General features: G+C 65.6%; 5 protein-coding genes and 1 pseudogene. 2 read left to right on the forward strand and 4 right to left on the reverse strand.

Annotation, left to right across the window (positions count from 1 at the left end; genetic code table 11):
- Positions 1-101: 101 nt before the first annotated feature.
- The 4 genes from JNN06_RS10155 to JNN06_RS10170 are packed head-to-tail and all read right to left on the reverse strand — an operon-like array spanning position 102 to position 1,971.
- Entirely contained in the window at positions 102-347 is a 246-nt protein-coding gene (locus tag JNN06_RS10155) for a (2Fe-2S)-binding protein (RefSeq protein WP_291239474.1), read from the reverse strand.
- Positions 348-398: 51 nt separating this feature from the next.
- Positions 399-1,652: an imelysin family protein gene (locus tag JNN06_RS10160; protein ID WP_291239475.1), complete on the reverse strand. Its 1,254-nt coding sequence runs from the start codon at positions 1,650-1,652 to the stop codon at positions 399-401.
- An 11-nt stretch (positions 1,653-1,663) separates the two neighbouring features.
- Complete coding sequence (locus JNN06_RS10165) at positions 1,664-1,801, reverse strand: hemin uptake protein HemP (RefSeq protein WP_291239478.1); 138 nt, start codon at positions 1,799-1,801, stop codon at positions 1,664-1,666.
- Between the two features lie 26 nt (positions 1,802-1,827).
- Complete coding sequence (locus JNN06_RS10170; protein ID WP_291239476.1) at positions 1,828-1,971, reverse strand: hypothetical protein; 144 nt, start codon at positions 1,969-1,971, stop codon at positions 1,828-1,830.
- A 273-nt stretch (positions 1,972-2,244) separates the two neighbouring features.
- Between JNN06_RS10170 and JNN06_RS10175 the strand changes: the two genes are divergently transcribed.
- The gene (locus JNN06_RS10175) at positions 2,245-3,162 is read left to right on the forward strand and encodes a lipid A-modifier LpxR family protein (protein ID WP_291239477.1); all 918 of its coding nucleotides are present in this window, start codon (positions 2,245-2,247) and stop codon (positions 3,160-3,162) included.
- A 129-nt stretch (positions 3,163-3,291) separates the two neighbouring features.
- Positions 3,292-3,424: pseudogene (locus JNN06_RS10180) on the forward strand (hemolysin-type calcium-binding protein); the annotation flags it as partial.

A 3,424-nucleotide genomic window follows, 5' to 3' on the forward strand; every position in this document is an offset into this window, starting at 1 on the left:
CGCCCCCCGCAGGGCGGGCGCTGGCCGGTGGCTTTGGGCCCCCGGCCCAAACGCGGAAACGGTGCCGCATGACCGAGGCGATGGCCTCGGCCATCTTGCCCTCAGGCGCGCAGCCGCATGGGGCGCAGGCGCGGCACCTGCGCCGGGTCGGCGGGCACGCCAAAGCTTTCGGTCTTGCGCATCACATCCAGCAGCAGCGGCATGCAGCCGCCGCAATCGGCGCGTTTGCCAAGCGCGTGATAGATCTTGCCGGGCGTGACAATGGTGTCAGGGTCGGCGGCGCGCATCCAGGTGACGGCGGCGCGGATGTCATGGTCGGTGATGCTTTGGCAGTGGCAGACGATCATGGCGAACCCTTCGGGAAGGTCTGGCCGGACCCGCAGGCCCGGCCCTGTGGATCACTGGAAAACGGCGTCGGGGTTGTCGAGGCTGTCAGAGCCTTCAAAGGCGGTGCCGGTCAGGCCCAGCGTGGTCACCGCGCGCTCGATCGAGGCGGTTTGCGTGACCAGGGCGTTGACCGCGCCCATGATGAGCGCCTCGCCCTCCTTGTTGCCTGCCGCCAGCATCTGATCATAGGCAAAGCCGCCCTCGGCTGCGGTCTTGATCGCCTGAAGGGCGGCGACCGAGGCGTCCAGCTCGGCCTTCAGTTGCGTATCCACCGCGCCATCCTTGGCGGCGACCAGTTCCGACAGCGACGGGCCAGAGACCACGCTGCCATCCGGGCGGGTATAGCTGCCCAGATAGACATTGCGCACACCCAACCCGTCATAAAAATGGCTGTCATGGGTGTTGTCCGAGAAGCAATCATGCTCCTCCTCGGGGTCGTTCAGCATCAGGCCCAGCTTCATGCGCTCGCCCGCCTGCTCACCATAGGACAGGCTGCCCATGCCGGTCAGCATGGCCTGCACGCCCTTCGCCGGATCGGCAGAAACCGCTGCCCGCGCAGCGCCAGCCTCGGCCCAGTTCGCGGCCATTTCTTCCAGATCTGCCACCAGCAGGTCGGTCGCGGCGGTCAGATAGGCGGCGCGGCGGTCGCAATTCCCGCCGGTGCAGCCTTCGCCCGCAAGGAAATCGGTGAACGGACGGGCGCCCGCACCGGCGCCCGTGCCGTTCAAATCCTGCCCCCACAGCAGGAATTCGATGGCATGATAGCCCGAGGCGACATTGGCCTCGATGCCATCGGCCTCATGCAGGGTCTCCTTGATCAGCGCGGGCGTGATGGCGCTGGCGTCGATCTCGGTGCCGCCAATGGTGATCTTGGGCGAGGCGATCACATTCAGCGTCGAAAGCGGATTTTCCTCCGACTGGCCGTAAGAGGCATCCACATAGTCGATCAGGCCTTCGTCCAGCGGCCAGGCATTCACCCGGCCCTCCCAATCATCGACGATCGGATTGCCGAAGCGGAACACCTCGGTCTGCTGATAGGGCACGCGGGCGGCGCGCCAGGCGGCCTTGGCGGCCTCCAGCGTGTCAGCCGAAGGCGCGGCGACCAGCGCCTGAACCGCCGTTTGCAGCGCCCGCGCCGTGGCGAGACTGTCGGCATAGCCGGCCTCGGCAATATCGGCATAGGTCTTCACCACCTCGGCCTCGGTGACAGCAAGAGCCGGCACGGCAGCGGTGGACAGAAGGGCAGTCAGCAAAAGGCGTTTCATCGGCGGGTCCGTTACTTGGTGAGGATCAATTTGCCCGCGCGGGTGATGCGCAGCGAATAGACCTGATCCTGCAAGACGATGCGGGCAAGATTGCCCCCCTCGGTGAGGGCGAGTGCATCATGGCAGGGGGTCGTATCGGTGACGGTCATCAGGCTGCGGGTATCTACTTGCATGTTCATCTGGGCGTCTCCATCCGGTCGATCAGGGCCGAGACGTCCGGGGAGGCGGGGATCAGCCCTGCCATCGCCTGACGGAGAAGTTCCGTCAGGGTCGGCTCGGCTCTCAGATCGGCCAAAGGGCCGTTGGGCTGCGCTTTCATCTGGACCTCGGGGGTGCGGCAATTGCCTGTGACAATCCGGGCTGGCCCGAGGGGGTTGGCTTGGATGCGCTAAAACTGACAAAAAGACTTGGAGTTGTAAAGCCCGATTCTTTTGCTTGGGAATTTTAGCGGTGCTTGACCGGTGTCCGACCTGTGGCACGGCTGCCGATCCGGCCCTGCCTGTCGACCGTCCGCTTGGGGCCATGCTTGTGCCACATTGCTGGATTTTCTAGGCTCAGGGACAAGCGGGCGGAAACAATGGCCGGACAGAACATGAAACAGGCGCTGCGTGCGGCGTGTATGGCAGGGCTGGTGCTGGCCGCCGGGGCGGGAACTGCCCCCGCGCAGGATCGCGTAACGCTGGGCTTTGCCCGCCTTTTCACCAATGATGCGCTTGGTGATACCCATGATCGCTGGCGCACCGGCGCCTATGCGGTCAGCCGGTTTCGCGGCGACCGCTGGGGCGGCGGCGCCCCGGCCGAATTCGGCGCGATTCTCGAACAGCGCCTGCGCAGCGAGATCATCGCCCCCGACAGCCTGACGAATCCCGACCCGGATCGCCGCTATGTCGGCATCATCGCGCCGGGCCTCGCAACCCATTGGGACATGCGCGGCATCGAGGCGCGGCTGGGGGCCGAGCTGGTGATCACCGGCCCGCAAACCCAGGTCGGCGCCTTCCAACGCGAGGTCCACAAGCTGATCGGTCTGGACGAGCCGAATGTGCTGGGCACCCAGATCCCCAATGGCGTGCATCCGACGCTGAACCTGGAACTGGGCCGCAGCTTCATGGCCGGAGAGCGCGTGACCTTCCGCCCCTTCGCCGAGGCGCAGATCGGCGCCGAGGATTATCTGCGGCTGGGCGGGGATGTGATTCTGGGCCGCTTCGGTCATGAGGGCCTGTTCACCCGCGACACGGTGACCGGCCATCGCGTGCTGGGCATCGCAGGCACCGCCGAGCCGGGGTATAGCCTCACACTGGGCGGCGACGTGGCCCGCATCTCGGACAGCGACTGGCTGCCCGAAAGCGGCCCGGCCGTTCTGAAAGACACCCGCAGCCGGGCGCGGGCAGGGGTGCATTGGCAGGGTGAACGCGCCGAGGCCTTCTATGGCGTCACCTGGCTTGGCAAGGAATATGAGGGCCAGGCCGGGGGCCAGGTGGTCGGCTCGCTGCGGCTGAACCTCAGCTTCTGAAAAAGTTCCCGTTGTGGTGGTGCACAATCGGCACGCTTTGCGCGGATTGTTGCCCATAAACCATAGCCAAACGATTCGGCCCCTGTTAACCTTTGCTCATAAAAAGAAAACGAGCAGGCAAACAGGCATATGAAAACGGGCTCTCGTGGCACGTTTGTCATTTCTTGGTCTCAGACGGAAACAGACGGGGTGCCGGGCGCCCCGCTCGACATGCTGACGGTCGGCGCCGCATGGCGCTGGACGGGCGTGCCGGTGCGGGTGG

Origin of the sequence: Gemmobacter sp., assembly GCF_016792925.1 — a bacterium.
Lineage (GTDB): Bacteria > Pseudomonadota > Alphaproteobacteria > Rhodobacterales > Rhodobacteraceae > Gemmobacter.